Origin of the sequence: Kribbella sp. NPDC003505, from assembly GCF_040610875.1 — a bacterium.
In the GTDB taxonomy this organism is placed as follows: Bacteria; Actinomycetota; Actinomycetes; order Propionibacteriales; family Kribbellaceae; genus Kribbella.
This window is the reverse complement of record NZ_JBEXNA010000012.1, coordinates 169,836-195,792: the sequence shown is the minus strand read 5'-3', so window position 1 is coordinate 195,792 and position 25,957 is coordinate 169,836. Positions and strand designations below refer to the sequence as shown.

Sequence of the window (25,957 nt, the reverse complement as noted above, 5' to 3'; positions counted from 1 at the left end):
GAACAGAACACCGCCCGGCAGTTTCCTGCCGGGCGGTGCTCGGTGTGCTGTGCTGTCGAACTACTGCCTGACTACTGCCTCACCTGAGTTGGGTCAAACGCCTTAGTGCCTTGGATTCGGGGCTTCGAGGTCATCGAGGAGGGCTTGTTCGTCGGGGTTGAGGCTAGGCGGGATCGTGGTGGTGATGCCGTTGATCTGCACGGTTGCTGATCGCAGTGGCTTCAGGGTCGGCAGGACCCGGCGCAGAGATTGACCGGTGCGGTTCTGCACGGTGCGACTGAGGGCGAGCGCGGTGAAGACGATGGTGAGGTGGGCCTCGATCGCGTCGCGGGTGCGGCCGAACAGGGGCCGGGCGCGCAGGTCGGTCTTGCTCATCCGGAAGGATTGCTCGACGTGCCAGAGATCGTGGTAGGACGCGATCACCTCGGTCGCCGGCATCGTGCCGGCGTCGATGTTGGTGACGTAGCCCTTCAGGCCGGCCAGTCGCCGGGCACGTGCGAGGGATGTTTCGTCCAGGCTGCGGGAGCCGTTGGTGGTCTTCACGAACCGCGGCGTCCGGGCGGACTTGTCTCCGGCGACGACCTCGCGGGCTCGGTTCTCCTGCAGGGTCAGGGTCTTGTTGTCTCGCATCCAGCGTTTGGTCGAGTAGGCCCACACGGACCGCCACGAGGACGGATGCTTGTCGGGTCCCAGACCGGTTCGGCCTTGACGCTCGGTTGCTCGCAGCGCTCGCGCCGGATCGTTGGGTCTTCGGGGTGATCGTGTCGATGATCTGCCCGTCGGTGAACGCGGTGCCGTGCCAGCGGAAGTGGGACTCCAGATCGACCGGTGCCTTGGTGGTCCGGGATCCGACGATGAACCGGAACCCGGCCTCGTCGAGGTCACGCAGGTTCGTCGCGGAGAGCATCCCGGCGTCAGCGACCACGACGAAGTCGATCAGCTCGTGACGCTTCTCGAACTGCTTGATGATCGGCAGGATCGTCAGCTTCTCGGCCTTGTTCCCTTCCCAGAAGCCGATCTCGAGCGGAAACCCTTGGCGGTCCGTGGAGCCCGACCACGATCTGTGGATCGACAGGTCGTTCCTTGGAGTAGCCGACCTTCCGCAGATCGTCTTCTTTCTCGGCTTCGAAGTAGAGGGGGGTGACGTCGTCGAGGCAGCGACACACCGCCGCTGGTGTCAGAGCGTGGTTGAAGCACGCGGTCGCGATCTGGTCGCGATACGCGCCCGCGTGCGCGCGACGCAGCGTGCGCTTGCGGGTCGAGAGACTCACCGACACTCGACCCATCTCTGCCAGGACCCGGTCGACATCGAGCAGGCTGGTGGGCTCGACCACGCGAGCGATCACCAGGTCACGAAAGACCTCGTCGTCCACCACATCGAAGCCGAGGCTGGAGGTAGACCCCGGCCAGCGCCTCGTAGAGCAGCCCGGAGGAGGTCTTGAGCACCCGTGGACGCGAGACGAACTGCCGCGAAGACGGTGCTGCAGGGGTGCCGGCGAACAGCCCTGGCTGAGTCGGTACCTGTCTCGCGGGTGCGATCATCGTGGCCTTTGGGACAGCGGGGGTGATCCCGAGGTCGAAGATCCTTGCTGGTCATCGGCCAGCAGCCGGTGCGCTTCCTCGATGAGCAGTCCGCGCTCGGCCTCATCGCGCGCCGAACCGACGTGACGAACAAGCCGACGGCGGCCCGCAACCGACTCAGCGATCTGCACAGCAGTAGCCCCCGAGCCCGTACGAACCCTGCGAACCCAGGCCACCAGCCAATCCTACCGACCCGAATTAGCGCCTTGAAGACGCCCTAAGCACAGGCATCACCGCAGGTCACAGCGATCCGACCCGCGGAAATCTGTTCATATGACCCAACTCAGGAGTCAGACTGACGCGTCACTCGCCATGGCCCAAGGCCACGAAGAACAGAGCACCGCCCGGCAGTTTCCTGCCGGGCGGTGCTCTGTGTGCTGTGCTGTCGAACTACTGCCTGACTACTGGCTGACTACTGCCTGAGGTCAGTGACCGTGCCCGTGGCCGTGACCGGCCGCGGCGGGCTCCTCTTCCTCGGGCTTGTCGACGACCAGCGTCTCGGTCGTCAGCAGCAGCGCGGCGATCGAGCCGGCGTTGGCGAGCGCGGACCGGGTCACCTTGACCGGGTCCAGCACGCCCTGGGCCAGCAGATCGCCGTACTCACCGGTGGCGGCGTTGAAGCCGCTGCCGGACTCGAGCTCGGCCACCTTCGACGTCACGACGTAGCCCTCGTAGCCGCCGTTCTCGGCGATCCAGCGCAGCGGCTCGACGATCGACTTGCGGACGATCCGGACACCGGTCGCCTCGTCACCTTCGAGGTCGAGGGCGCCGTCCAGGACCGTCGCCGCGTGCACGAGAGCGGAGCCGCCGCCGGCGACGATGCCCTCCTCGATCGCGGCCCGGGTCGCGGACACCGCGTCCTCGATCCGGTGCTTCTTCTCCTTCAGCTCGACCTCGGTGGCCGCGCCGACCTTGATCACGCAGACGCCGCCGGCCAGCTTGGCCAGCCGCTCCTGCAGCTTCTCGCGGTCCCAGTCGGAGTCGGTGCGCTCGATCTCGGACTTGATCTGGCTGACCCGGCCCTCGATGTCCTCGGCCTTGCCGGAACCCTCGACGACGGTCGTGTTGTCCTTCGAGACCACGATCCGGCGGGCCGAACCGAGCACCTCGAGGCCGACCTGGTCGAGCTTCAGCCCGACCTCGGGGGCGACGACCTGCGCGCCGGTGAGCGCGGCCAGGTCCTCCAGCATCGCCTTGCGGCGGTCACCGAAGCCCGGCGCCTTGACGGCGACCGAGGTGAAGTTGCCGCGGATCTTGTTCACCACCAGGGTGGACAGCGCCTCGGCCTCGACGTCCTCGGCGATGATCAGCAGCGTCTTGCCGGACTGCACGACCTTCTCCAGCAGCGGCAGCAGGTCCGCGATCGCGGAGATCTTGCCCTGGTGGATCAGGATGTACGGGTCCTCCAGCACCGCTTCGCCGGCCTCGGCGTCGGTGATGAAGTACGGCGAGATGTAGCCCTTGTCGAACTGCATGCCCTCGGTGAACTCGAGCTCGGTCCCGAAGGTGTTCGACTCCTCGACGGTGATCACACCGTCCTTGCCGACCTTGTCGAACGCGTCCGCGATCAGCGCGCCGATCTCGGCGTCGCGGGCGGAGATGGTCGCGACGTGGGCCATGTCGCCCTTGTCGTCGACCGGCTTCGCGGTGTCCACCAGCTTGGCCGACACGGCCTCGACAGCCGCCTCGATGCCGCGCTTGAGGCCCATCGGGTTGGCGCCGGCGGCGACCGCCCGGAGGCCCTCGTGCACCAGCGCCTGCGCCAGCACCGTCGCGGTGGTGGTGCCGTCACCGGCGATGTCGTTGGTCTTGGTGGCGACCTCCTTGGTCAGCTGCGCACCAAGGTTCTCGAACGGGTCGTCCAGCTCGACCTCACGGGCGACGGTGACACCGTCGTTGGTGATGGTCGGGGCGCCCCACTTCTTGTCCAGGACGACGTAACGGCCCTTCGGGCCGAGCGTCACCTTCACCGTGTTCGCGAGCTTGTCGACGCCGCGCTCCAGCGCGCGCCGCGCGTTCTCGTCGAACTCGAGGATCTTCGGCATGAAAAATCCAGTCCCTCTCTGAAATTCGCTCTTCGTGACAGCCGTGCGCATCACTCGCTGGTCCCAGACCGACTCCGCCCCGGCGCCGGTGCGGCACCAGGGCGGTGTCAGTCAGGAACAGCGAGCGATCGTCACTTGCTGACGACTGCGAGGATGTCGCGGGCGCCCAGGATCAGGTAGTCCTGGCCGTCGTACTTGACCTCGGTGCCGCCGTACTTGGAGTAGATGACCTTGTCGCCGACGGCGACGTCCAGCGGGACGCGGTTGCCGTTGTCGTCGATCCGGCCCGGGCCGACGGCGAGGATCTCGCCCTCCTGCGGCTTCTCCTTGGCGGTGTCCGGGATCACCAGGCCGGACTTCGTGGTCTGCTCGGCTTCGAGCGGCGCGACGAGGACGCGGTCCTCGAGCGGCTTGATCGTGACCGACACTTGCTGACCTCCACGGTCGAATTCGCTTGTCTGTGGCATGTGGTCGCGCTCCCCTGCCGTCGCGGGGGTCAGAGGCCGGACCGCTGGCACCCTCGTGTGGAGAGTGCCAACACCGAATCTAGGCCGCGATTAGCACTCGGTCAACTCGAGTGCCAGACGAATTCTCACCGGGCGGGTGATCGTCCGGGTACGGAATGTGGCCGAACGCTGGGCCGGACCCGGGTCCGCATGCGACCGTTCTCTCAGAGCGATCACAGGAGGGGCCCATGGCGTTCAAGCTGCCGGCGTTGCCGAAGCTGTCCGGCCGGACGATCGCGCTCCTGACCGCCGTCGCCGCGGTCGGCGTCGGCGCCGTCGCGGCCAACGCGTCGAAAGAGTCGCCACCGGCCGCCGGAACGCCCGTCGCGGCCCCGGCAGCAGACGCACCCGACGCAGACGAAGCGGTGTCCCACGACGCGACGGCGGCCGAGCTGAAGGCAGCGGCCGCGCTGCCGCAGTGCAGGTCTGCCCGGCTCGTGCCGGTGAACCGCAGCTGGGGCATTCCGATGCCGTCGATCCTGGGCAGCACGAGCACGACCTGCAACCTCATGTACGGCGACGACCCGTACCGCGGCTCCAGCCGGACAGGCGATCCGGACACCGCGATCCAGGTCCTCCAGCGCAACCTCAACTTCTGTTACGGCACCAAGCTCGCCGTCGACGGCATCTACGGCACCAACACCCGCACTGTCATCAAGATGGTGCAGCGCAAGCACCACCTGGTGGTGGACGGTATCTACGGCCCGAAGACCCGCTCCGCGATGAACTGGCGCCTGTACTCGATGGCTACCCGCAGCTGGAGCAGGAGCTGTTCCAGCCCGCTCTAGGCTTACCGGGTGACTGTCACGGCGTTGCTCGACGGACCAGGCGCTGAGGTGCTGGCGGCTGCTTGTGCCGAGTACCGCCCCGGCAAAGAGCTTCAGCTCGTCGAGAAGCTCAGACGCTCGTACGACGCGACGCTGGTCACGACCGCGGTGACCCAGGCCGCACTGCGTCACCGTGCGACCGCCAAGTTCGGTCCGGACGCGGAGCGCATGTACTTCACCCCGGACGGCCTGGAGCAGTCCACCCGCACCACAGTGAGCACCCACCGCGCCGTACGGATCGCTGCCACCCAGATCGACACCGTGGTCGACCTCGGATGCGGCATCGGCGGCGACCTCGTCACGATGGCCCGCGCCGGCCTGCGGGTCACCGGCGTGGAGCGGGACCCCGAGACAGCAGCCGTCGCCCGGGCGAACCTGGCCACGTTCGGCCTGCCCGGCGATGTGCTGGTAGGCGATGCGCAGACCACGGACCTCACGCCGTACGACATGGTGTTCGCCGATCCTGCGCGGCGGGCCGACGGGCGGCGCGTGTTCGACCACAACGCCTACTCGCCGCCGTGGTCGTTCGTCACGTCGCTCCTGGAGCGGACCGCGTGCGTCAAGGTGGCGCCCGGCATTCCGCACGACGCGATTCCCGACGGCGTGGAAGCCGAGTGGATCAGCGATGCCGGTGAGGTGAAGGAAGCCGCACTGTGGTCCGGAAAGCTGTACGGCGGCACGTCCCGCCGGGCGACGCTGCTGCCGAGCCAGGCGAGTGTCACCGGAGCGCCGGACGCCGAGGTCGGCCCGGTCGGGCGGTACATCTACGAGCCGGACGGAGCGGTCGTCCGGGCGGGTCTGGTGACGGCGGCCGCGGCGGCCGTGGGTGGCTGGCTTCTCGATCCGCGCATCGCTTACGTCACGGCGGCGCAGCACGTGCCGACGCCGCTCGCCTCGGCGTACGAGGTGCTGGAAGAGCTGCCCTACAAGGAGAAGGCGTTGCGCGCCTGGGTTCGCAGCAACGGCATCGGCACGCTGGAGATCAAGAAGCGCGGGGTCGATCTCGATCCGGCGCAGCTGCGCAAGAAGGTCGCTCCGAAGGGTGCGGCGTCGGCGACGCTGATCATCACGCGAATCGACCGGGACGCCGTCGCCTACTCCTGCCGCAGAGTGGCCGATGGCCGCTAGCGCCATGCCCCACGGCCGGCCGCTCGAGTCGGAACTGTTCCCGTCCGCGGGCGCACACCGATGGGTTTCCGGAGGCACCAGCGCGGTGCACACCCACGACGAAGGGCACTTGGTGTACGCCGCCCGCGGCGTCATCTCCGTCCACACCGACCACGGCACCTCGATCGTGCCCGCCAACCGCGTCGCCTGGACGCCGGCGCACACGACGCACCATCACCGCGCGCACGGCGAGACCGACATGCGGATCGTGTTCCTGACCGCCGGACTGGCGCGGCGCATCCCCGATCGCCCGGCCGTCTTCCTTGCCTCCGGCCTCGCCCGCGAGGTACTGCTCGCCCTGACCAGCCGCCAACTCGACACCGGAGCCCGGCGCCGCCTGGAACACATCCTTGTCGACGAACTCCACGAAGCCGCCGAGCAACCGCTGCAACTCCCCGAGCCGCGGGACGATCGCCTGCGCACCATCGCGAGGCTGCTGCGCGAGAACCCGGCCGACAACACCCCGCTCGCCGAGCTCGGCCGCGCGGCCGGCGCGGGCTCGCGGACGCTCAGCCGGCTGCTCCGCGACGAGCTCGGCATGACCTTCTACGAATGGCGCACGCAACTGCGGATCTACCATGCCCTCGTGCTGCTCGCCGCCGGCCACGACACCACGTACGTCGCACACGCCTGCGGCTGGGCGAACCCGAGCGGTTTCATCGCGGCCTTCGCGGCGATCGTCGGCACCACACCCGGCCGGCATCGGGCCGAACAGTCCTGACTTGCGCTCGACCTGTATTCGAACATATGATCGACCTCGCGAGCGGGTCTCCGGGGACCTGCCGGCGGGCGAGGTGCTGCGTCCGCTGCCGCTCTCCCCGGAGGCCCGCCACCAACACCCGACAGTCCGGCGGAGACAGGATTCTTCGGGACGTACGGCTCTGCCGTGCAGCGGGTCACCGACCGATGCTGAAGGTGGAGAGGTTCGCATCGAAGGAGGTGTCGACATGACACAGACAACCTCCGATTACGAGCGGGCGCGCTCTCGTCTGCTGAAGAAGCGCAAGGTCCGTGGCGCCGTCGTCAGCTACGTGATCGTCAACGCCGTCCTGGTGGGGATCTGGGCCGTCACCGGCTTCGGCTACTTCTGGCCGGGCTGGGTCCTCGCCGTGTGGGGCGCCTTCCTCGCCCTCGACGTGTGGCAGGCGTTCGTCCGTCACGACGTGACCGAGGCCGACATCCAGCGCGAGCTGCGCCGTACCCGGTGAAGGGAGTGTTCGTCATGCGTGTTCCGAAGCGAGACCTGATCGCCACCGGTGTCGTGGCGCTGGCCGTCGCGCTGTACGTGCTGTGGCTCGTCGACATCGCGCTGCCCTGGATGGACGGCATCCGGGCCACCGGCGCGGTCCTGCTCGGGCTGGGATTCGCGGCATCGCTGATCGCCGTGGTTCCTGGATTCGCTGCGCTCCTGCACGGCAACAAGGCCTACCTGGCCGTCACCTTGTTGCTCGGGACCGCCGCCTTCGCGGGGGGTCTGCTGATGCTGATCAGCGCGAGCGACATCGGCCTCGCCGTACTGATGTCGGCGATGGTGGTCCTGTGGGCGATCGCGACGTCCCACCACATGCTGATCGACGCCAAGGTCCACGGCCGACGGCACTTCCGGCTGGCCGCCTGACCACCACGACAGACCGGCAGTCACCGGCCGGTGCGGAAGCGGCTCCGGATCGGCAACCGGAGCCGCGCGATCGCGATCCCCCCGACCGCGGCCGCCGTCGACGTCCGGTGCCGGCCTGCCGGCAGCTCTTCGACCACGACATCGCGCGAGGCCTGCCGATCCGACGACGCCGACCCGCCCAGGGCCGCTCTGACGGAGTCGGCGACCAGCAGGTTCCACTCCGGGGCGCGGCGGAGCATCGCGTGCCCTTCGGCGCGTACCAGATATGTCGTGACTGGCGTACCGGCGGCGCGCAGCCGGCCGGCGTACGCCATCGTCGTCGCCGGATCGGTCATCCTGTCGTCGGTGCCGTGGACGAAGGTGACCGGCGGACGCAGCGCGGTGAGCGGCTCGCCGGCCGGCAGCCACGGGGCCAGGCCGAGCACGCCCGCCACCCGAGGATGATCGCCCGCGGCAACAACCGCCCGCCCGCCCATCGAGTGCCCGATCAGGAACACCCGCGAGAGCACCGGCGGCAGCTCGTCCAGGACGGTCCGCAGATCGACGGCCGCGTCGCCTGCGTCGTTCCAGCCGCGGAAGCGATACCGCAGCAACCCGATCGCAGCGCCCGGCGCCGCCGCGCGCGCGGCCACCGCGAACGGCCACATCCGCAGCAGCGCGGGCCGCCACCGATGCGGGTCGGCGTGCGAGTGCTCCGACCCGCCGTGGGCGAGCAGCACCAGATCCGTCGCTCCGGCCGGGCGCCGGACGAAGTCGACACCCGGGCAGCTCACAGCTGGTTGTACAGCTCGGTCGGCTCCTTGCGGATGGCCATCATCCGGCCGGGCGGCGTCTCGGTGAAGCCGTACGAGCGGTAGAGCTCGTGCGCGTCGGCCGTCGCCAGCAGGATCTGCCGCAGGCCCTTCAGGTCCGGGTGCTCCAGCAGCGTCGACACGACGAACCGCCCGAGGCCGTGCCCCCGGTGCGACTCCAGCACGAACACGTCGGCCAGCCACGCGAACGTGGCCCGGTCCGTCACCATCCGCGCGTACGCCACCATCGCGCCGGCCGCGTCGTACACCCCGAGGTTGAGCGATCCCGCGATCGCGCGGTCCACCACCTCGCGCGGGATCCCCTGTGCCCAGTACGACGAACTCAGGAAGCCCTGGACGACGGCGGCGTCGACGCGCTCGGCGGTGTCGTCAGCCTCGAAACCGTCCGGCCCGGTCCACTTCATCTGTTCAGTACCTCCGTGATCGGCATCGAGGAATCGGCGGGGAGATCGAGTGGCGACGGCTGCTTCCCGGCCCGGACCAGTTCCGAACCGAGCGCGGCGACCATCGCGCCGTTGTCGGTGCACAGCCCCGGCCGCGGCACCCGGACGGCGATCCCGGCCGCGGCGGCCCGTTCCTCGGCCATCGCCCGCAGCCGCGAGTTCGCCGCGACGCCGCCGCCGATCAGCAGGTGCTCGAACCCGCGGTCCTTGCAGGCGTCGATCGCCTTGCGGGTCAGCACGTCGCAGACCGCCTCCTGGAAGGCCGCGGCCACATGGTTCACCGGCACGTCCTCGCCGTCGCGGCGGCGCGCCTCGACCCAGCGGGCGACCGCGGTCTTCAACCCCGAGAACGAGAAGTCGAACCGGTGCCGCTCGAGGTCGCGCTGCGACGTCAGCCCGCGCGGGAACGTCACGTACAGCCGGTCGCCGCCGTCGCGCGCCGCCTTGTCGATGTACGGCCCGCCCGGGAACGGCAGCCCGAGCACCCGCGCGACCTTGTCGAACGCCTCCCCGGCCGCGTCGTCGATGGTGCTGCCCATCGGTACGACGCCGTCGGTGATGTCAGTGATGTCATGGACCGCGAGCAGCGACGAATGCCCGCCGGACACCAGCATCGCGACACAGCCCTTCGGCAGGTCGCCGTGCTCCAAGGTGTCGACCGCGACATGCGCCGCGAGGTGGTTCACGCCGTAGATCGGTTTGCCCAGCGACAACGCCAGGCCCTTGGCCGCCGCGACACCGACGAGCAGCGCACCAGCCAGCCCGGGGCCGCTGGTCACCGCGATCGCGTCGACATCGGTCGGCTTGATCCCGGCGGTCTCGCAGGCCCGCCGGATCGTCGGCACCATGGCCTCCAGGTGCGCGCGACTGGCCACCTCGGGGACGACACCGCCGAACCGGGCGTGCTCCTCGACACTGGACGCGACCGCATCGGCGAGCAGCGTCTGCCCGCGCACGATCCCGACGCCGGTCTCGTCGCACGACGTCTCGATCCCCAGGATCAAAGGCTCGTTCACAGTTCCTCCCGCCACCGCATGATCACCGCGTCCTCGCCGCCGCCGTAGTACCCCGGCCGCCGGCTGATCTCCTCGAACCCGAACCCGGCGTACAGGGCCCGCGCCGACTGATTGCCCGAGGCAACTTCAAGCAGAACCGTCCGGCCCGCACATCGATCCAGGGCGATCGTCAGCAGCTGCCCACCGATACCGGTCCGCCGCTCGGCCGGGGTCACCGCGATCCGCAGCACCTCGACCACGTCCTCCACAACCGGCGGCACCAGCAGTACGGCGTACCCGACGACCGCGCCCTCGTCCGCGACCAGGATCACCCGGTCCTCGGACAGCCGCTCGAACTCGTCCGCCCACGCGCCCGCACTCCAGGCGTCCGAGCCGAAGCACACCTCGTCGAGCGCGACCAGTGCCGGCAGGTCGTCCGCGCGCACAGGCCGGATGGCAGGTCTCACAGCACGCTCTTCGGCCCGGCGGACATGGTCACATCCGGGCGGCGCAGGTACATCGGCTCCGGCTCGACGACCACCAAGGTCCCGGTCGCCACACCGGTCGCGAGCACCTCGGCCGACGGATACTCGGCAACCGCGTCATCGGCCGCCGGCGGCAGACCCAGCACGTCGCCGTACAGAACAGCACCTCGGCCGATGACGGGCAGCCCGGACAGCACGTGGGCGACGTCGGCCGGCTTGTCGACCGCGGGCCCCTCCAGCCGCCGGCGACTCCCGTCCGCGGCCGGCCCGTCGTACAGCGCCCAGTAGATCTCCTTGCGGCGCGCGTCCGTGGCGACCGCGACCGGCAGGGTCAGCGACGACTGGCGCGCGAGGATGTCGAGGCTGCAGACGCCGGAGACCTCGATGCCCAGCACCTCGCCCATCGTCCGGGCCGTCACCAGCCCGACCCGCAGGCCGGTGAACGGGCCGGGACCGACGCCGACCGCGATCCCGGTCAGGTCGCGCGGGCCGGCTCCGGCCGTGTCCAGCGCCGACGCGATCGCGGGCGCGAGCAGCTCGCCGTGCCGCAGCGCGTCGACGGTCGTCGACGACGCGACGATCTCACCGGCCGGCGTCGCCAGCGCGACCGTGACCGCGGCACTCGAGGTGTCGAAGGCAAGCAGCATGTCAGTCAGTGTCCCGTCGGCGATGCTGGTTGCACGATGACGGTGTCCAGGTGCGTGCATCGCAAGGCGGACGAGCGCCCTCGATGCGGGGTTCATCGTGGACGCTCGTCCAACGCAGCGAGGTGCGTGCCTGGGCGCCGTTAGCGTGTGAGCAGCATCGTCGACGGGACACTATCTCTCCAGTGCCGAGACGCGGACACCGGAGGTGGCCCAGCGCGGGCCCACCGGGGTGATCCGCAGCGCCCGCGTCTCGTCGGTGTCGTCGTCGCCGCGCGTCACCACGATGTCGAGCCGGTCGGGCGCGAGCGCCTCGGCCAGGCCATGACCCCATTCGACGACGGTGACCGCGTCCTCCAGGCTGGCGTCCAGGTCCAGATCGTCCAGCTCCGCGAAACCCCCGACCCGGTACGCGTCGACGTGCACCAGCGCGGGCCCGTCGACCAGCGACGGATGCACCCGCGAGATCACGAACGTCGGCGACGTGATCGCGCCGCGCACCTTCAGCCCGGCGCCGAGCCCTTGCGTGAACGTCGTCTTGCCCGCGCCGAGGTCCCCGGACAGCACGAGCACATCGCCCGCCCGCAGCTGCCCGGCCAGCTCCTCGCCGATCGCCCGCATGTCGTCCGAAGTCGGCACGTCCAGCTCGACGGGCATCGCCTTGGCGAAGGTCAGGTTGTGTGCCTGCTGGTCGACGACGGAGTACCCACGCCGGCGCCAGAACTCCACGGTGTCCGGCAGCTCGACCCGCGCGATCAGGTTCACCCGGTTGAGCCCCCGCCGTACGGCGACCTCCTCGGCGCAGCCGACCATCGCCGAGGCGACGCCACGGGCCTGGGACCGCGGGTCGACCGACACGCGGCGCAGGTTGAGGACGTCACCGGTCTGCTCGAACAGCATCGCGCCGAGCGGCACCCCGTCGCTGAGCACGAGCAGCCCGCCGTGCTCCGCGAGCGCGGCCGCCACGGTCGTGACGTTCTCGGACAACTGCGTCGAGGGCGGATCGAGCACCCGCCGCGCGGCGAACGCGTGGTGGATCACCGACACGATCTCCGCCGCGTGCTCCGGAGTCGCGTCGACGACGTGCAGGTCGGTCATGACCCCCCCAACGATTGTTCGGCTCGCTCGATCATCCCAAGGAGGGCGGCGGTGAACTCCCGGTGGTGCTCGATCAGGCCGAGGTGGCCGCAGTTCTTCACCTCGACCAGCTCGGCGCCGGGCACCCGCCGGACGATCTCCTCGGCATGGGCGAACGGCGTCAGGTGGTCCCGGTCACCGCCGATCACGACGCACTCCACCTTCTGGAGCGGCTCCAGCGCCTCGAACTTGTCGTGCAGCGCGAAGATCGGGTAGAAGTCCGCGATCACCTCGATCGGCGTCGCCGCGATCATCTCGTTGACGAACTCGGTGAACGCCGGCGGCACCTCGGAGCCGAACGAGTACTTCCGGGTGAGCAGGTAGCTGAGGTCCGTCCCGGCCTTCCGGCTGCGCTCCACCACGTCCGGGATCCGGGCCAGCGCGGCGACCGTCGGCGTCGCGAGCGCCCGCGCCAGCCGGCCGACCTTGCCGGGGAACACGATCGGGACCTGGTCCAGCCCGCCGGCGCTGGTCGAGCAGAGACCGACGCCGATCACCCGGTCGCCGAACAGCTCCGGATGCTGCTCGGCGAGCGCCATGATCGTCATGCCGCCCATCGAGTGACCGATCAGGATCACCGGACCGGTCGGCGCGAACCGCTCCAGGATCCCGTAGAGGTCCTTGCCGAGCTGCTCGATGCTGACGCCTTCCTTGGGCGACCGGCCGGAGCGTCCGTGCGAGCGCTGGTCGTAGAAGACCATCGTGCCGATTCCGGTCAGGTCGCGGCGCTCGAAGTGCCAGGCGTCCAGGTTCAGGCCGTACCCGTGCGCGAAGATCACCGTCAGGTCCTCGGGCGGCAGCGGCAACTTCCGGCCTAGCCGCCGCTTCGGCGGTGGCGCGGGCCGCCGGGAACGCTTGAGTTCGTCCACCTCGACGTACAGCTCGACGCCGTCGTCGGCGGTGAAGACGTACGGCGTCCCACGCTGCGAACCGAAGGGCTCCGCCTCCAGCTGCTTGCGCTGGCCCGAGCGCCGCCCGATCACCTGACGCTCGACCGCGACACCGGCCGCGGCGCCCGCGGCCAGCACGCCGACCGCGGCCCCGATCAGACCGGCAGTCCGACTTGCTTTGGACATGCCGGCCTACCTTTCGGCCGGAGCAGCAGAACCGGTGAGATCCTGAGCGCTGTCGACGTACCTGCGCGGGATCCGCGCACCCAGCCGGGTCACGATCTCGTAGTTGATGGTCCCGGCCGCGTCGGCCCAGTCGTCCGCGGTCGGCTCACCCGCCGTCCCCGGGCCGAACAGCACGACCTCGTCGCCCGCCGCGGCCTCGTCGTCCTCGAGATCGACGACGCACTGGTCCATGCAGATCCGGCCGACGATCGCCCGGCGCCGACCGTGCACCTGGACCGGGCCGCCGTTCGAGGCGTGCCGCGGCAGGCCGTCGCCGTACCCGAGCGGGACCAGACCGAGTGTCGACGGCCGCGGCGCGGTCCAGGTCAGCCCGTACGAGACGCCTGCGCCCTCCGGCACCCGCTTCACCATCGCCAGCCGCGCCTTCAGCGTCATCGCCGGCTTCAGCCCGAGCTCGGCCGACGGCAAGGCATGCCCGAACGGCGACAGCCCGTACGTCGCGACGCCCGGCCGGACCAGGTCGAAATGGGTCTCCGGCAGCGCCAGCGTGGCCCCGGAGTTGGCAAGGTGCTTGAACTCGGCGTCGACGCCGAACGACTCGGCCACCTCGATCGCCTCGCTGAACGTCGCCAGCTGCGACTCGTTCACCGGGCTCTTCGGCTCGTCCGAGGACGCCAGATGCGACCAGATGCCCTTGATCTCGATCCGCCCGGCGGCCTGCTCGCGGACGGCGGCGCGGATCAGCGCCGGCCACTCCTCCGGTACGGCGCCACCGCGGGACAGGCCGGTGTCGATCTTCAGGTGCACCCGCGCCGGACGGTCCTGCACACCCGCGGCGAGCTCGTCGATCTCCCACGGCGCCCCGGCCGACAGGTCGATCCCGGCCTCGATGGCGTCCTCGAGCGGCTCGCCGGGCGTGGTCAGCCAGCAGAAGATCGGCCCAGTGTCACCGGCCTCGCGCAGCGCGAGCGCCTCTTCGAGTACGGCGGCGCCGATCCAGTCGGCGCCGGCCTCCCGGGCCGCCCGGGCGACCGGGACCATCCCGTGCCCGTACCCGTCGGCCTTGACCACGGCCATCAGCTGCGCACCCGCGGCGCGGGCACGCAGCGTGGTCACATTGTGACGGATCGCGGCCAGATCGACCACCGCCTCGGCGCGGACCGGGCGTGACTGAGGAGTAGGCATGGTCAATCCAGTGTCTCAGGCGGCGTCGATCAAGGCCGCCAGGGCGGTCATGGTGTGGAAAACCGTGTCCGCATCGGAAAGTTTCGCGGGGTCGGTCATGCCGGCGTACCCGAAGACCTTCATCCCGGCGGCGACCGCGGCGGCGACGCCGAGCGGGCTGTCCTCGATCACCAGGCAGTCGACCGGCTTCACGCTCATCGCGGCGGCCGCGTGCAGGAACAGGTCGGGGGCGGGCTTGCCGTGTGCGACGTCCTCGGCGCTGAAGATCCGGCCTTCGAACCGGTGCAGGAAACCGACCGCGGTCAACGCCGTACGGATCCGCCGATGGGTGCCGGACGAGGCCAGGCAGTAGGTCACGCCGCGGTCGTCCAGGTGGTCGAGGACCGCCTCGACGCCCTCGATCGCCCGCAGGTTCGCGAACCCGTCGAACAGCCGCTGGTGATAGCGGTCCTCGAGATCGGCCGGCAACGGCCGCCCGAGCCGCGCCTCCGCCGTCCGGCGCATCGAGGCCATGGACCCGCCCATGAAGTCCCGCACCGCCTCCTCGAACGTATACGGCAGCCCCGCCTCGGTGAGCAGCTCGGCCAGGATCGTGTTGGCCAGCCGCTCGGAGTCCACCAGCACACCGTCGTTGTCGAAGATCACCAGTTCCGTCACAGTCAGAACCCTATGCGGCCACCGTGAAAGCACGGTGGCCGCCGGGTACGCGAGAGCGCGAGGGGTCAGCTCTCCTGGATGGAGAAATCGGTGAAGGTGAAGCGCTGCTTGGTGTTGTTGGTGGAGACGACCTCCACGCCGTAGTCGACCTGCCAGGTGGTGGAGTTCGCCGGGATCCACTTCCGGGCTTCCAGGTCCTGGAAGAACGACTGCAACGGCATCGTGCCGGCGGTCTGGGTGTTCACCGACTTGTAGGTGAAGATGCCGCCCGGGGTGTTCGCGCCGTCGGTCTTCCAGACCTCGTACTGCTGGCCGCCGATCGTCGTGGTGCCGATCTTCGAGCCGGCCGGGGTCTGGCCGGAGTTCTGCGTCCAGATCATCAGCTCGTTCTCGAAGCCGTTGTTGATCCAGATGTCGAACGCCACGTTGTAGATGCAGCCCGAGCAGCTCGGCGCGGTGGCGGCGAACTTCGCCGACTGGATCCGCGCGAGCGGGAAGTCGGCGTAGTCCTTGTGCACGTTCGGGTACGCCTGGACGCCGAGGTCACCGGGCTTCGGCTGCGTGACGTCCTCGAACCAGTTGTCGTAGTTGCAGACCGACATCGTGTACGTGCCGTTGTGGTTGTTCCACATGTTGTTGTGCACGTAGTACTGGCCGTAGGTCCGGCCCTCGCCGGCGTTGCCGGTCGCCGTGGTGACCCAGCCCGGGTTGGTGCAGCTCTTGGTCCCGGTCGGCGTGCTCGTCGGAGTACTGCTCGGCGGGCTCGTCGGTGTGCTGGTGGACGGGCTCGACGTGGGCGGTTCGGTCGGTGTGGTGGTGGTTTGCGTCGGTGTCGCGGTGGGGGTGCTGGACGTCGGCGGCTTGGTCGGTGTCGTGGTGGTGGACGGCGCCGGGGTCGTGGGTTGACCCGCTACCGCCGCGAAGTCGTAGTGCGCCGTGTACGTCAGCTTGGTGCCGGCCGCGTACCGGTTGCCGTCGTACCGGAGTGCGCGGAGCCGGTAGCTCTGGTCCGTCGTGCGGCTCGGGTCGATCGACAGCATCGCGGGGCCGGAGGGGGTCGCGGTGATCGCGACCGGCTTCTGGCCGAAGCCGTGCAGGACCGTGCATCCGGAGTACGCGTCCAGGACGCAGGTCTCCACACGTCCGGCACTGGGCAGGGCGGTCACCGTGCTGTCCGCGGCGTTCGCGGTCGCGACCGGCGAGTCCTTGCTCGCGTGCACGACGATCGGCGCCGCGACCAGCACGCCGACCGCGAGGACGGCCGCCGGGAGGAGGGTGCGACTCCGGAATGATCGGGAGGTGGGGGGCATTCGTAACGTTCCTGTCTGTCTGACGGTCCGCCCGGTGTTGCCCCAGTGCTACCAGGTGACCAGCTCGTCGGTTGGTTCCCCAGGAAGGTTGCTCTCGCGTACGGCGCCTGACGTTATCCAACCGTGACCAACCGATGTCAACCCCGGGTCCTGAATTAACGGAGGCTTCACCTGCAACGCGAGCGCTGCCGGCAGCGTCCTCAGAGTGTGAACACACGGATGATCTCACTCTCCGCGACGGCTCTGCTCCTACTGACCGCGTGCGGGACCGAGGCCGGGACCGGCTCCGGGGACGGCGCACGGGACGGCGCCGCGCTGACCGGGCGGACGTTCTTGTCCACCTCGGTGACCGAGAACGGGAAACCGCGAGCACTTGCTCCGCGGACCCGGATCCGGCTGGAGTTCACCGAGGACGGCCGGCTGTCCTTCGACGCCGGTTGCAACTCGTCACAGGCGAAGGTGTCGACGAGCGACGGCCGGCTGGTCCTGGACAAGCAGATCACGTCGACACTGATCGGCTGCATGGAGCCGCTCCAGAGCCAGGACGCCTGGATGGGCAGCGTCATCGCGGCCAAGCCGGCCTGGAAGCTCGACGGCGACAAACTCGAACTGTCCACGGACAGTACGACGATCTCGCTGCTGGACCGGCAGACCGCGGAACCGGACCTCGCGCTCGACGGGACGAAGTGGGCGCTGTCCACCGTCGTCACCGGCGAGTCCGCGTCGCACCAGGTCGGTTCCGAGAAGGCCTGGATGACGCTGAACGGCGAGCGGGTCACCGGCTCGACCGGATGCAACGAGTTCCAGGGCACGGTCGCGCGCGGGACCGGCACGCTGACCTTCGGCGAACTCGCGACCACCCGGCGGGCCTGCGCCGGCGCCGTGGCCACACTGGAATCCGTTGTGCTGAAGGGATTGAAGGGCGAGCTGACTTACACGATCGACGGCTCGACGCTGCAGTTGCGCTCCTCCTCCGGCGGCTTGGACTTCACCGCGCTACGCTGACGCGAGTGAGTGAGGAGCCCGCGAGCGGGCAGCACTGGACAGGTCTGGTCATCCGGCCGGACGACTGGTTGGACAAGGATCTGCTGACCGCGATCACGCTCGCGACCGGTACCACCTTCGAGCGGCTCGGTCGCACCGACGTCGGCACCGTCTTCGCGGCCGGCGACGAGCAGATCGTCGAGGTGGAGTGCGCCGGGGCCAAGGCGCTCTTCCTCCGGCTGCGCTCGGCCGAACGCACTGCCGCGGTCACCGAAGCCGTCAACCGGCACACCCTGACCTGGACCGAACCGGTCCTGCGCTCGCAGCTGTCCCTGGACACGGATCCGTACGGCCTCGTTCCGTTGCTGATGGCAACAGGCGGCGGTGCGGCCGAGCCCGCTACCGCGGACCTGCTGGAACGGACTCTCGTACACCCGAGCGAGCAGGTCCGCGAGGCGGCGGGCTACGCGATGCGGATGTCGAAGGCCTGGACCTCGTTGTTCGTCGTCTCGTAGGAGATCAGCAGGTGGCCGCGGTCCCGCAACTGCTGACGTTGGGCCGCGGTCAACGGGATTGTCCACTGCTGGACGCCGCGCGTGACCTGCTGCGTGGCCTGCTGCACCAGGTGACCGCTCATGTCCGGTGACCACGGCGGCGTCGCCCCGTCGGTGATCGCACACGGCGTGAACCCGTAGTCCGGCGGCGGGTCCGCCGTACACGACGTCGTCCACACCGGGATCGCTCCGAGGTCCCCACTGGTCAGGAACGCCCGCGCGGTGCCGCTGCCCTTCGACGACGTGACCAGCTGGACGGCGTTGCCATGCGCCGTGGCGGACAGGATCCGGAGGTCGTCGGCCGGCACCCGGCCGGAGATCGGTACGCCGTTGCGCGCGGACTGCGCAATCGTTTGCGGTGACAGTGCGCCGTTGAGGTTCGGGTTCGACACGTCGGGCGGCGCCGGCGTGGTCGGGCGGTCCGCGGGCGGTGTGTAGCCGGGGAGCGTGGCGAGGCCCCAGCGGTACGGGTCGGACTGCACGGATCCGAGCGCCGACCAGCCGAGCCGGGTGCTCATGTCGATGTGCCGCAGCGTCGTCGTACCGGGCGCCGACGTGTCGTCGTTGTCGTACGGCGTGATGTTCAGCCCGAGCCGCGACGGGTCGACCGCGGCCGGCAGGTCCGCGAGCGGGATCTTCACCTCGAGGTCGTACCCGCCGCCGGTGTAGGCGTGCGGCACGGTCGTCTCGTTGCTCCCGACCCACTGCGCCGTCGACGCGACCTGGACGCCGGGCGCGTTGCCGGTGTCGAGCGCGCCGCTCGAATAGCCCTGGTGGTTGTCGGCGTCCCGTTCCCAGCACGGTGCTCCGGTCTGGGTGAAGGGGAAGATGCCGAGCTTGAAGGTGTTCGCCGTGTCTTTGAGGTCCTGCGACGCGGTGCCGCGCGGGTCGAGCAGGATCTCGACGGAGTCGGCCTGCCAGTGGCCGACACATTCGGCCGGCGTCACGGCGTACGACTGGAAGTCGTCGCGGACGTGGACGAAGAAGTACAGCGCGTCGTCGGAGCGGCTCACCTTCGCGGTGCTGCCGGCGCCGGTCGCGGACACACCGCAGTCGTCGACGCCGGTGCAACCGCTCGCGCCCTGCCAGATCCGGCCGAGGTCGAGCGTCGGGCCCGGGTACTCCCCCGGATCGGCCTTCCCGTCGACGATCGGAGCCTGTGCTGTCTGCGGGATGACCGTGGTCGGCACGAGGGTGAGGGTGAGGGTCTCGCTGCCGGTGGCGGTGCGGATCGGGATGCTGACGTTCTGCTGGGCCGGCAGGGTCGCGTCGGTGTTGGTGAGCTGGAACGTGACGGTCGCGTCCGCGCCGGGTGCCAGATCGTACGGCTTGGCGTTCGCGTCGACGGTGAAGTTCGCCGGGAGATCGAGCGACACCGCGCCTGTCTGCTGCTTGGCGGACCAGTTGTGGACGACGACCGGTACGTCGATGGTCTGTCCGATGCCCATCGACTGGATCGCCTGGGAGCGGCCGAGCCGGCTGGCCTGCGGTGCGGTGTTCTGCAGCCACTCGTCGTACTCCTGCCAGTTTCCCCAGCGCCGGAAACGTCCCTCGGCGGCGGAAACGATTCGTACAACGTTTTCCGTGTAGCCCGTCGCGTGGTCGGTCGTCGTGTAGAGCGCGGAAACCTTGGCGTTCTGGTCGACCGTCGCAGCGGCGGCGGGCGTGACGGTGAACGTCAGGTCGGCCGACTGCTTCGGCTGCACCTGCCGCGGACCGTCCACCGACCAGCCCGCCGGAACGCCGAGCTGAACGTTGCCAGCAGCAAGCTTTCCGTCGGGTGCCCGCAGGTGCACGGTCGCCTGGAACGGTTCACCGGCGACGTTGTAGAACCGCGAGAACGTGATGTACTCCAGCGCTCCCAGCGGCAACCCGCCCGGATCAGGCTTCTTCGCACCGAACAGGATCGCGTCGTCGCGGCCGGCGAGCGGGCTGCTGTTCGGCTGGAACGGCACGAACGACTCGGTCATCCCGAAGCGCGGACAGGCCGGCGCCGACGTGCCCTTGTACATCACGCGGCTCTGCGTCGGGTACGCCGCGCGGCCCTCGTCGGCGACCTGCTGCCAGATCTTCGGCGTCCCGGCCGGCTGCCCCTGCGAGTTGCCGGCCGGCCAGGTGTACGGCGAGTTGTAGCCGGTCCACACTCCGGTGACCGTGTCGAGGCCGGTCGGGGTGAATCCGGTGGTGCAGTTCGCCGACGCCGTCGTACCGCCGGTGCCCGCGGTGCTCCCGCCGGAGAAGACCTTCTTCACCTGCCAGGTGCTGAGGGCGTGCGGGCCCTTCAGTTGCTCGGGAAACCTGGCCGGATCCGCTGCCGCGAGCACGCCTTCCCAGATCAGCCGACCGGCCTGCTGGTGGTTTCCGTGGCCGGCGGCCAGGGTCGGCGTGAAGCCGATGTAGATCTCCGGCTGCGTCTCGCGGATCACCCGCGTGACCCGGCGGAGCGTTTCCTGCTCGTCCCAGAAGTACTGCGTCAGCGGTGCGCTCTGGTTGTAGAAGAAGTCGATCCGGTCGAGGTTGAAGATGTCGACGGTCCCGGAGCGGTAGTGCGCGACCCGGTCCTCGTTCTCGCGCCGCAGACCGAGGTCGGGGCCGAGTTCGGGGCCGGTCGCGTTCCCGCCGCCCTCGCCGCGGGTCACCATGATCACGCCGCACTTGACGCTGTACAACTGATGCCAGACACCGCACGGGCCGATGATGCTGGTGTCGTCGTCGGGATGGGCCCACTCCCCCATCACGTCGATCTTCGTCCGCGCGTCGGCGACGTACGGCCGCGCCTGCTGCGCGTGCGCCGGCAGCGGCAGGACAGCCAGGACAGCCGAGACGACCAGGACCACGAACCCCACGAATCGCTTCACGAGCACACTCCAAGGGCGGCGGAGGCAACGCTCCAGTCCTACGTCCGCCTCCCCGCGCCCGCAACACCAATCGCGCGCCTCAGCTCAGGAGGCGGCGAGTCACCTCGGGAAGGGCCCGCGCGACGGTCATGGCCGTAACCGGCCCGCCGCCCGAGGCGAGGTTGGCTGCGGCAGCGTGCAGGTACGCGCCCGCGGCGGCCGCGTCCAGAGTGGACAGACCAGCAGCCAGGAGCGAACCGCAGAGGCCGGCGAGGACGTCGCCGGCGCCGGCGGTGGCGAGCCACGGGGTGGCGTTCGTGTTCACCCGTACTTCGCCGTCGGGGCTCGCGATCACCGTGGTCGAGCCCTTGAGCAGGACGGTCACGTCGAACCGCTCGGCGGCCAGCCGGGCGTGCTTCAGCCGCTCGGCCTCGACGGTTGCTCGGTCGACGCCGAGGAGACGGGACAGCTCGCCGGCGTGCGGGGTCGCGAGGACGTTGACGTGGTCGCCGGAGTCGTCGAGCGCCTTCAGGCCGTCGGCGTCCAGGACGACGGGCTCGTCGGCGTCGAGCAGCTCGCGGATCCGCGGGACGTCCAGGTCGTCGCCGAGCCCGGAGCCGATCGTCCAGGCCTGCACGCGGCCGTCGCCGACGACCTCCGGATGCGCCTCGCGCACGGCGCGCGCGACCGCGTCCGGGCCGACGTAGCGCACCATGCCGACCGGGCCGGCGAGCGCGCCGGAGGTGGCGATCACCGCCGCGCCCGGGTACTGCGCGGAGCCGACCATCAGGCCGAGGACGCCGCGGGAGTACTTGTCGGACTCGCCGCGCGGGACGGGGTACAGCGCTCGTACGTCGGATGCCTGGAAGGCCTGCACCTCGGCGGGCGGGGGATCAAGACCGATGTCGACGAGGTGCACCGGGCCGCAGGCGGTCGCGGCCGGGTCGACGAAGTGGCAGATCTTGTGCGTGCCGAACGTCACGGTGAGCGCCGCATCGACATGCGGCTCGGGCGTCTCTCCAGTGTCCACGTCGACCCCGGACGGCGTGTCCACGGCGACGATCGGTATCCCGTACCGCTCGGCCGACCGCACCGTCGCCAGCGCGTCGGGGCGCAGGCCCGGCCGCCCGCCGATGCCCACGATCCCGTCGACCACGACGTCGGCGGTGGCGATTTCCTCCTCGACGGCCCTGGAGATCTCGGCGGAGACTTCACCGGTCGTCGAGACGCCACGCCCGCCGGCTTCCGTCAACGCCGCAAGACCCCGCTCGTGCACCGTGGGCGAAAGGAGTACGGCCGTGACTTTCGCGCCGCGACGAGCCAGCCGCGCTCCGGCGTACAGCGCGTCGCCACCGTTGTCGCCGGAGCCGATCAGCAGCACCACGCGGGCGCCGTACGTGCCGCCGAGGAAGTTGCTGATGGCAACCGCCAGACCACCGGCGGCGCGCTGCATGAGCGTGCCCTCGGGCAGCCTCGCCATCAGCTCGGCCTCGGCCGAGCGGACCTGCTCCACGGTGTGCGCGTGCCGCATGGTCAACCCTCCAGGACGACGACGGCCGAGGCGATCCCGGCGTCGTGGCTGAGCGACAGGTGCAGGCTCTGGACGCCGAGCTTGGCTGCCTGCGCCGCGACCGTGCCGGTGATCTCCAGCCACGGCCGGCCGGTCTCGTCGGTCTGCACCTCGGCGTCGTGCCAGTGCATCCCGGCCGGCGCCCCGAGCGCCTTGGCCAGCGCCTCCTTGGCCGCGAACCGGGCCGCCAGCGACGCCGGCGGCTTCACCGCCTCGACGGCCGTGAACACCCGATCCCGCAACCCCGGCGTCCGCTCCAGCGTCCGCATGAACCGATCCACGTCGACCACATCGATACCCACGCCGACGATCATGCAGCCACCCTAGGGCATGTCTGATAATCCAGCGCCGTCGCGAGGAGGTGCTCGGTGCGGTAGCTCGGCGTGCGGGAGCGAAGGTCTCGATGCGGCGCATCGTGGCCTTTGCTCACGTGCGGCGAGATGCCGTGCCGAGTGCCCCGCAGTAGGTGCTGGATTATCAGACATGCCCTAGCCGCCGTCGATGAGGGGCGAGGTGGTGGATTGGCGCACGCGCATGTCGACGGCCAGGTCCAGGCGCAGGGCGGTCGGGGTCTTGCCGCGCGACAGGTCGAGGACGACCCGGGTGGCGAGCTGGGCCATCTGCTGGAGCGGCTGATGGACCGTGGTGAGGGGCGGCGTGACCCAGTCCGCCATCGGCAGGTCGTCGTACCCGACGACGGACAGGTCGCGCGGGATGTCGAGGCCCAGCTCGCGGGCGGCCTGGTAGACGCCCAGCGCCTGCATGTCGCTGCCGGCGAAGATCGCGGTGGGCGGATCGGCGAGCCGCAGCAGCGCGAGTGCCTCGCGGTGGCCGCCGCCGACCTCGAAGTCGGCCCACCGGATCAGCGCGGGATCGACCTCGACGCCGGTCGAGCGCAACGCGTCGGTGTACCCGTCGACGCGTTGCCGTGAGCACAGCGTCGTGACCGGACCGCCGATCATCCCGATCCGGGTGTGGCCGAGGGTCCGCAGATGCGTCGTCGCCAGCCGCCCGCCGTTCCAGTTCGCCGAGCCGATCGAGGGTACGTCGTCGCCCACGTCGCCGACCGGATCGACCACCACGAACGGGATCCGGCGCGCCTCCAGCTGGGCGCGCTGGTCGGCGTCCAGGTCCGAGAACACCATGATCACGCCGAGCGGCCGCCGGTTCAGCACCGACTCGATCCACTCCTGCCGCGGCCGCAGCGCGCCGCCGCACTCGGACAGCACCAGCTCGACGCCCTCGGCGCGGACGACCTCCTCCACGCCGCGGATCAGCTCCATCGCCCACTCGCCGCCGAGCTGGTTGAAGACCAGGTCGATCATCGGGCCGGCCGTCGTGCTCGCGCTGCGCCGCCGGTACCCGTGTTCCTGGATCAGGCTCTCGATCCGCGCCCGGGTCGCCGCGGCCACGTCCGAGCGCCCGTTCAGGACCTTGGAGACAGTCGGCACCGACACCCCGGCCTGCTCGGCGATCTTGGCAATGGTCGGCCGTTCTCCCACGACGCCTCCCGATCCGAAACTTTCGGACCAGGCTACCTGTGGATCGCGCGGCCCCGGGCGTCCGCTACGCCGCTCAGCCGGTAGAAGAACGTGTTGACCTGGTCCCGCCACTCCCGCGCGTTCGACAGTTGCGTCTCGAAGCGGGCGGTGATGTTGGCGCGGACGGCCGGTTCGAAGCGTTCGGCGATCGCCCGCCAGCGCGCGACCATCGCTTCCACCTCCGCGTACCCCTGGAAGTGCGTGTCGTAGATGTGCTGCAGGACGGTGTTCCCGCTCTGCAGCACGTGGTCGTACGGCACGTGGTGGAAGAACAGCAGCAGTTCGTCGGGACACGTGTACGGGTCCTCGTACCGACTCGCCAGCGGTTCCGGGTACTGCCCCGTGAAACCCGAGCCCGTCTTCACCGTGCGGTCCGCGCCGACGCCGTACCGGTCCGCGAAGTGGTACCTCCCTGTTCCCGAGTATTCGTAGCCGTTGACGCTCGGCCCGTAGTGGGTGCCCGGCGTCACCATGAACCCGACGCCGAGCGGTGCGGTGTACCGCTCGTACGTCTGCCACGAGCCGGCCATGATCGTCACCAGCTCGCTCCGGGTCCGGTCGTCCATCGCGAAGGTCGCGGCGGCCCACTCGTGCAACAGGCTGACCGGGTCCGCGGCCGGGTCCCACGCCAGCCGCCCGAACGCGTAGAGGTTGCTCTGCGCAAGCTTGTTGCCGGTCCAGTTCGCGTCGTCGCCGACGTTGGACACGGCAACGATCGCGCCGATCCGGTCGGCCACCGTCGGGCCACCGCCGCCGGTCGTGTCGAACTGCAGGATCTCCCGCCACCAGGGCGCCAGGTAGCACAGGTCCTGCTGCTGGCCCGAGTACTCCTGCGTGACCTGGAGCTCGACCCCGAACACGGTTTCCTGGATTTCCCCGAGCAGCGGCGAGACCGGCTCCCGGACCTGGAAGTCCAGCGGCCCGTGCCGGATCTGCAAGACAACGTTTTCCTCGAACCGTCCGTCCAGCGGGACGACCGCGTCGTACGCCGCCCGCGCCCGATCCGTCCGGCGATCGCGCCAGTCCTGCTCGGGTTCCGCGCCGGAAACGCGCCAGAAGACCGTTCCGCCGTACGGCGCCACCGCTCGGGCCAGCAGGTTCGCACCCTCGGGGTCGCGGGCGGTCCGTACCACCAGGCCGCCCAGGTCGGGGATCACGTCGTACACCCGGGCGATCGCGGCGGCCCACCAGCGGACGACGCGTTCGTCGTGCGGGTCGTCGACGAAGTCGATCGCGAGACTGACCGCGATCCCGTAGTCCCGGAACACGCCGGCGAGCCGCGCCACGTCCGGCAGTTCGGCGTTCGCGAGGGCGACCGTGTTGATCCCGATCGAGGCCAGCAACCGTGCGTACGCCCGGACCCGGGTCAGGTCGGGCACCACCTCGCCGTCGCGGAAGAAGATCGAGCCGCCCGAGTACCCGCGCCGGACCGCGCCGGACAGTTCGTCCCAGTGGTCCAGCATCCGGATCGGTACGGCGGGCTGCTCGACGACGGTGAAGTCGCCGCTCATCCACTCGAAATACCGCAGCAGGTAGAAGTATCCGTACAGCAAGCCGTGCCCGCCCTCGGCCGCAACGACCAGGTCGTTGCCTCGTCGCACCACCACGAACCCCTCGACGCCCAGCCCGTGCTCAGGGACGGCGGCCTCGACCTCGCGCCACAGGGCGGTCTCGCGGACCCGGCTCAGCGCGCAGACGGCGACCTGGACGTCGGTGCGGAAACGACGGATCTGCCGGAGCTCGGCCCGGATCGTCTGCGCGAGCACCCCGGACGCGTGAACAGTCACCTCGGGCAGGCGTTGCGTACCCAGCCAGGCGGAATCGGCGGTCATCGATCGCTGATCCTGACATACCGGACGGTCACCGAGCGGTGACCGAAAGTTTCGAGACCGGACCGTAGCTGAGCCGGTCGAGTCGCAGCTGAGACCAAGGCCACTCGGGTCCGATGTGGGTGCATCCGTCGCCGATGGGAAGAATGGGCCA

The 25,957-nt window shown here is 69.9% G+C and carries 24 protein-coding genes and 1 pseudogene; 7 read left to right on the top strand and 18 right to left on the bottom strand.

Annotation, left to right across the window (positions count from 1 at the left end):
* Positions 1-102: 102 nt before the first annotated feature.
* The 3 genes and pseudogenes from ABZX12_RS34000 to groES all read right to left on the bottom strand — a co-directional run bounded on the left by ABZX12_RS34000 (position 103) and on the right by groES (position 4,054).
* Positions 103-1,757 (bottom strand): annotated as a pseudogene (locus tag ABZX12_RS34000) (IS1634 family transposase).
* Between the two features lie 249 nt (positions 1,758-2,006).
* Positions 2,007-3,626: a chaperonin GroEL gene (gene groL, locus ABZX12_RS33995; protein WP_355699531.1), complete on the bottom strand. Its 1,620-nt coding sequence runs from the start codon at positions 3,624-3,626 to the stop codon at positions 2,007-2,009.
* Between the two features lie 131 nt (positions 3,627-3,757).
* On the bottom strand, positions 3,758-4,054 hold the full coding sequence (gene groES, locus ABZX12_RS33990; RefSeq protein ID WP_130384566.1) for a co-chaperone GroES: 297 nt from the start codon (positions 4,052-4,054) through the stop codon (positions 3,758-3,760).
* 266 nt (positions 4,055-4,320) lie between these two features.
* Between groES and ABZX12_RS33985 the strand changes: the two genes are divergently transcribed.
* The 5 genes from ABZX12_RS33985 (at position 4,321) to ABZX12_RS33965 (ending at position 7,744) form a co-directional block, all read left to right on the top strand.
* A complete protein-coding gene (locus tag ABZX12_RS33985) occupies positions 4,321-4,920 on the top strand; it encodes a peptidoglycan-binding domain-containing protein (protein WP_355699530.1) in 600 nt (199 codons plus the stop codon).
* 9 nt (positions 4,921-4,929) lie between these two features.
* Positions 4,930-6,087, top strand: coding sequence for a class I SAM-dependent methyltransferase (locus tag ABZX12_RS33980; RefSeq protein ID WP_355699529.1), 1,158 nt, complete (start codon positions 4,930-4,932; stop codon positions 6,085-6,087).
* A complete protein-coding gene (locus tag ABZX12_RS33975; RefSeq protein ID WP_355699528.1) occupies positions 6,077-6,847 on the top strand; it encodes an AraC family transcriptional regulator in 771 nt (256 codons plus the stop codon). Before ABZX12_RS33980 ends, ABZX12_RS33975 begins: the two co-directional genes overlap by 11 nt.
* A gap of 226 nt (positions 6,848-7,073) precedes the next feature.
* Complete coding sequence (locus tag ABZX12_RS33970) at positions 7,074-7,334, top strand: 2TM domain-containing protein (RefSeq protein WP_355699527.1); 261 nt, start codon at positions 7,074-7,076, stop codon at positions 7,332-7,334.
* A 14-nt stretch (positions 7,335-7,348) separates the two neighbouring features.
* Positions 7,349-7,744 carry a hypothetical protein gene (locus ABZX12_RS33965; protein WP_355699526.1) on the top strand — a complete coding sequence of 132 codons (396 nt, stop codon included), beginning with the start codon at positions 7,349-7,351 and terminating at the stop codon, positions 7,742-7,744.
* A 20-nt stretch (positions 7,745-7,764) separates the two neighbouring features.
* Here the strand turns inward: ABZX12_RS33965 and ABZX12_RS33960 are convergent, their stop codons facing one another.
* From ABZX12_RS33960 to ABZX12_RS33915, 10 genes are all read right to left on the bottom strand, one after another.
* Entirely contained in the window at positions 7,765-8,517 is a 753-nt protein-coding gene (locus ABZX12_RS33960) for an alpha/beta hydrolase (protein ID WP_355699525.1), read from the bottom strand.
* Positions 8,514-8,960 carry a GNAT family N-acetyltransferase gene (locus ABZX12_RS33955; protein ID WP_355699524.1) on the bottom strand — a complete coding sequence of 149 codons (447 nt, stop codon included), beginning with the start codon at positions 8,958-8,960 and terminating at the stop codon, positions 8,514-8,516. Before ABZX12_RS33955 ends, ABZX12_RS33960 begins: the two co-directional genes overlap by 4 nt.
* Positions 8,957-10,015: a tRNA (adenosine(37)-N6)-threonylcarbamoyltransferase complex transferase subunit TsaD gene (tsaD, locus tag ABZX12_RS33950; protein WP_355699523.1), complete on the bottom strand. Its 1,059-nt coding sequence runs from the start codon at positions 10,013-10,015 to the stop codon at positions 8,957-8,959. Before tsaD ends, ABZX12_RS33955 begins: the two co-directional genes overlap by 4 nt.
* On the bottom strand, positions 10,012-10,461 hold the full coding sequence (locus tag ABZX12_RS33945; protein WP_355699522.1) for a GNAT family N-acetyltransferase: 450 nt from the start codon (positions 10,459-10,461) through the stop codon (positions 10,012-10,014). Before ABZX12_RS33945 ends, tsaD begins: the two co-directional genes overlap by 4 nt.
* On the bottom strand, positions 10,458-11,126 hold the full coding sequence (tsaB, locus tag ABZX12_RS33940) for a tRNA (adenosine(37)-N6)-threonylcarbamoyltransferase complex dimerization subunit type 1 TsaB (protein ID WP_355699521.1): 669 nt from the start codon (positions 11,124-11,126) through the stop codon (positions 10,458-10,460). Before tsaB ends, ABZX12_RS33945 begins: the two co-directional genes overlap by 4 nt.
* Positions 11,127-11,297: 171 nt before the next feature.
* The gene (tsaE, locus tag ABZX12_RS33935; RefSeq protein ID WP_355699520.1) at positions 11,298-12,221 is read right to left on the bottom strand and encodes a tRNA (adenosine(37)-N6)-threonylcarbamoyltransferase complex ATPase subunit type 1 TsaE; all 924 of its coding nucleotides are present in this window, start codon (positions 12,219-12,221) and stop codon (positions 11,298-11,300) included.
* The gene (locus tag ABZX12_RS33930) at positions 12,218-13,336 is read right to left on the bottom strand and encodes an alpha/beta hydrolase (protein ID WP_355699519.1); all 1,119 of its coding nucleotides are present in this window, start codon (positions 13,334-13,336) and stop codon (positions 12,218-12,220) included. The genes tsaE and ABZX12_RS33930 overlap by 4 nt, the downstream gene beginning before the upstream one ends.
* Before the next feature lie 6 nt (positions 13,337-13,342).
* Positions 13,343-14,521 (bottom strand): alanine racemase, encoded by a 1,179-nt coding sequence (gene alr / locus ABZX12_RS33925; protein WP_355699518.1) that lies wholly within the window; start codon positions 14,519-14,521, stop codon positions 13,343-13,345.
* Between the two features lie 15 nt (positions 14,522-14,536).
* Positions 14,537-15,178 carry an HAD-IA family hydrolase gene (locus ABZX12_RS33920; protein ID WP_355699517.1) on the bottom strand — a complete coding sequence of 214 codons (642 nt, stop codon included), beginning with the start codon at positions 15,176-15,178 and terminating at the stop codon, positions 14,537-14,539.
* A gap of 65 nt (positions 15,179-15,243) precedes the next feature.
* Complete coding sequence (locus ABZX12_RS33915) at positions 15,244-16,488, bottom strand: hypothetical protein (protein WP_355699516.1); 1,245 nt, start codon at positions 16,486-16,488, stop codon at positions 15,244-15,246.
* 219 nt (positions 16,489-16,707) lie between these two features.
* Between ABZX12_RS33915 and ABZX12_RS33910 the strand changes: the two genes are divergently transcribed.
* Both ABZX12_RS33910 and ABZX12_RS33905 read left to right on the top strand, forming a co-directional pair.
* Positions 16,708-17,493, top strand: coding sequence for an META domain-containing protein (locus tag ABZX12_RS33910; protein ID WP_355699515.1), 786 nt, complete (start codon positions 16,708-16,710; stop codon positions 17,491-17,493).
* A 5-nt stretch (positions 17,494-17,498) separates the two neighbouring features.
* Positions 17,499-17,987, top strand: coding sequence for a hypothetical protein (locus ABZX12_RS33905; RefSeq protein ID WP_355699514.1), 489 nt, complete (start codon positions 17,499-17,501; stop codon positions 17,985-17,987).
* Here ABZX12_RS33905 and ABZX12_RS33900 read toward each other — a convergent pair.
* The 5 genes from ABZX12_RS33900 to ABZX12_RS33880 all read right to left on the bottom strand — a co-directional run bounded on the left by ABZX12_RS33900 (position 17,936) and on the right by ABZX12_RS33880 (position 25,806).
* Complete coding sequence (locus ABZX12_RS33900) at positions 17,936-20,884, bottom strand: PIG-L family deacetylase (RefSeq protein WP_355699513.1); 2,949 nt, start codon at positions 20,882-20,884, stop codon at positions 17,936-17,938. The genes ABZX12_RS33905 and ABZX12_RS33900 overlap by 52 nt on opposite strands.
* A gap of 79 nt (positions 20,885-20,963) precedes the next feature.
* Positions 20,964-22,394, bottom strand: a complete 1,431-nt coding sequence (locus ABZX12_RS33895; RefSeq protein ID WP_355699512.1) for an NAD(P)H-hydrate dehydratase — start codon at positions 22,392-22,394, stop codon at positions 20,964-20,966.
* Positions 22,395-22,396: 2 nt separating this feature from the next.
* Entirely contained in the window at positions 22,397-22,747 is a 351-nt protein-coding gene (locus ABZX12_RS33890; protein ID WP_130384581.1) for a holo-ACP synthase, read from the bottom strand.
* Between the two features lie 174 nt (positions 22,748-22,921).
* On the bottom strand, positions 22,922-23,935 hold the full coding sequence (locus ABZX12_RS33885) for a LacI family DNA-binding transcriptional regulator (protein WP_355699511.1): 1,014 nt from the start codon (positions 23,933-23,935) through the stop codon (positions 22,922-22,924).
* Positions 23,936-23,967: 32 nt separating this feature from the next.
* Positions 23,968-25,806, bottom strand: coding sequence for an alpha-glucuronidase (locus tag ABZX12_RS33880; protein WP_355699510.1), 1,839 nt, complete (start codon positions 25,804-25,806; stop codon positions 23,968-23,970).
* Positions 25,807-25,957: the final 151 nt, after the last annotated feature.

Bases quoted from the DNA above. Each gene is read 5' to 3' on its own strand.
- groL (WP_355699531.1), bottom strand. From the start codon at position 3,626: ATGCCGAAGATCCTCGAGTTCGACGAGAACGCGCGGCGCGCGCTGGAG.
- ABZX12_RS33985 (WP_355699530.1), top strand. From the start codon at position 4,321: ATGGCGTTCAAGCTGCCGGCGTTGCCGAAGCTGTCCGGCCGGACGATC.
- ABZX12_RS33975 (WP_355699528.1), top strand. From the start codon at position 6,077: ATGGCCGCTAGCGCCATGCCCCACGGCCGGCCGCTCGAGTCGGAACTG.
- ABZX12_RS33970 (WP_355699527.1), top strand. From the start codon at position 7,074: ATGACACAGACAACCTCCGATTACGAGCGGGCGCGCTCTCGTCTGCTG.
- ABZX12_RS33965 (WP_355699526.1), top strand. From the start codon at position 7,349: ATGCGTGTTCCGAAGCGAGACCTGATCGCCACCGGTGTCGTGGCGCTG.
- ABZX12_RS33955 (WP_355699524.1), bottom strand. From the start codon at position 8,960: ATGAAGTGGACCGGGCCGGACGGTTTCGAGGCTGACGACACCGCCGAG.
- tsaB (WP_355699521.1), bottom strand. From the start codon at position 11,126: ATGCTGCTTGCCTTCGACACCTCGAGTGCCGCGGTCACGGTCGCGCTG.
- tsaE (WP_355699520.1), bottom strand. From the start codon at position 12,221: ATGACCGACCTGCACGTCGTCGACGCGACTCCGGAGCACGCGGCGGAG.
- ABZX12_RS33930 (WP_355699519.1), bottom strand. From the start codon at position 13,336: ATGTCCAAAGCAAGTCGGACTGCCGGTCTGATCGGGGCCGCGGTCGGC.
- alr (WP_355699518.1), bottom strand. From the start codon at position 14,521: ATGCCTACTCCTCAGTCACGCCCGGTCCGCGCCGAGGCGGTGGTCGAT.
- ABZX12_RS33915 (WP_355699516.1), bottom strand. From the start codon at position 16,488: ATGCCCCCCACCTCCCGATCATTCCGGAGTCGCACCCTCCTCCCGGCG.
- ABZX12_RS33910 (WP_355699515.1), top strand. From the start codon at position 16,708: ATGATCTCACTCTCCGCGACGGCTCTGCTCCTACTGACCGCGTGCGGG.
- ABZX12_RS33895 (WP_355699512.1), bottom strand. From the start codon at position 22,394: ATGCGGCACGCGCACACCGTGGAGCAGGTCCGCTCGGCCGAGGCCGAG.
- ABZX12_RS33890 (WP_130384581.1), bottom strand. From the start codon at position 22,747: ATGATCGTCGGCGTGGGTATCGATGTGGTCGACGTGGATCGGTTCATG.
- ABZX12_RS33880 (WP_355699510.1), bottom strand. From the start codon at position 25,806: ATGACCGCCGATTCCGCCTGGCTGGGTACGCAACGCCTGCCCGAGGTG.